The 1,873-nt window shown below is 34.5% G+C and carries 1 pseudogene; it reads left to right on the top strand.

The annotated features are described in order from the left end of the window. Nucleotides 1-623 precede the first annotated feature (623 nt). Nucleotides 624-1,856, top strand: a pseudogene (locus MKO96_RS29080) (WXG100 family type VII secretion target). Nucleotides 1,857-1,873: the final 17 nt, after the last annotated feature.

Here is a 1,873-nt window from a genome sequence, read left to right as displayed (position 1 = left end):
TTTTCTTTGAACCACCTTTCTTACGTTTGGCAGACGTCTGGGTGGTTCTTTTACTTTTATTATTACGTTTTGCCACTAGCTTGTTAGCATAAGCAGTAGCAAAAGTTGTTATGAACACTGTTACGAATAGTTTCGTAGCATCCTGTAATAATTGTTGTAAAAATTCCATATCGGTTACACCTCCTTTCTCTCTAAATTAAGAGAAAGAAAGGCTGCAACCTCCCACCACACGCCTTCAGTTACTAGCTATATTATACCATAATTAGAATACGTTATAGTTTATATTTTATTTTAAAACTTATTATTGCAGAAAGTATTGAAGATAAATATCTTTAACGCTTTTTTTAAAAAATTTGACCTTTCTATTACCTAACTCCTATAAATGCCCGCAAGTAATTTATAAATTTAATCATTAAATATGTATGTAATTATATTATGATTTATAGTCTATGTGCTCATGTTCATTATATATTTTAGCAGATTGAAAAACCAATCATTAATGTCTTTATTAAAGTCCTATGAAGCAAGCGTTGGTAGCGTGCTTAAAATACTAATTTTCAAATTATAGCAGTAACAATGCATATGTCATAATTTTTATAATATATACGAAAAGAAGGGATGGAATGAGAACTCAAATAAAGGTATCACCAGAACAATTAGAACAAGCAGCTAAAATTATAAGAAATACGAGGTCATCATTAGAACATATACATAAAGACTTATACAATCAAACAGAGTATATAGCCTCTCAATGGAGCGGAGCAATAAGTAATCGTTTTTATCAAATGTTCAATGAAACAAAACCAATGATGTTCAATGTTCTGCAAGAATTAGATAAAATCGCAGAAGAATGAGAACGTGCAGCTGTTAAATTCCGAGAGGCGGATGCATTGTATTGCGGAAATATAGTTGACTCTGATATTCAAGAAGGTGCCATGTGTGGAAAACTTCCTCCAAAATCAGAAGAGTCATTTTTCAATAAAAAGGATTTAAATTCTGCGTGGACTGGTATTTTCACCGGTTTTATAGATGGTGCTGTAGATGCATGGGAAGGATTCGTAGCTTTAGGAGATAAAGAAACCTGGTTAAATATGCGAGATACGATTGTAAACTATAGGGAGACTATTCCCGCTGCATGGAATACTGTATCAGATACATGTATGAATAATTTTTGGAATGGAGATCTAGAAAGCAGAGAACATTATGCAGCTTACGCAGTCACTACGCTACTCACAGGCTTTGTTGATAGCAAAGGTCTAGATAAAGTAGGCCAAGCAGGTAAGGTAACTGCTATTACAGGGCTTACTAAAGGGAAATCTCTTGTAACTAATTCCCCGGCATACAGAAATGCATTACATATATTAAAAAATTATGAATTTAAGGGTGGTAATCATCTCTCATATGCAGGTGTCGGTAGTACACAACAATATTTACAGAAAGCAGCTACGTATACTTACGAAGGCGCGAATGGTCCAAAAACAATACGTTTGCGAAAAGGTGACTTGGCAGGAGACAAGCACCCAGTTACAGGAATTCCATACGATGCTGGCGGATTTCCTATTTTTGAATCAAAAGGTGAGGTACTATTAAAAGAGGCAGATTTCAAAAAGTCTAGAACAACACAGTCTAGAAAGTGTAGTAAGGCATTATATGAGCAAATAATGGAAAATCCTGAATTAGCTTTAAAATTCACAGAGGAAGAAATTCAATTATTTAAAATGGGGAAAACGCCAGAGCATTATACATGGCATCATCATCAAGATGCTGGGAGAATGCAACTTGTAGATTATCAGACTCATCATGATACCGGCCATACAGGTGGATATAAAATTTGGGGAAAAGATAGCGATAAATAGGGAGGTACTTAGTCATG

It is taken from the genome of Bacillus sp. ES1-5, from assembly GCF_022487605.1.
Classification (GTDB): Bacteria; Bacillota; Bacilli; order Bacillales; family Bacillaceae_G; genus Bacillus_A; species Bacillus_A wiedmannii.
The sequence above is the reverse complement of the archived record's forward strand: the minus strand, read 5'-3'. Positions and strand labels throughout refer to the sequence as shown.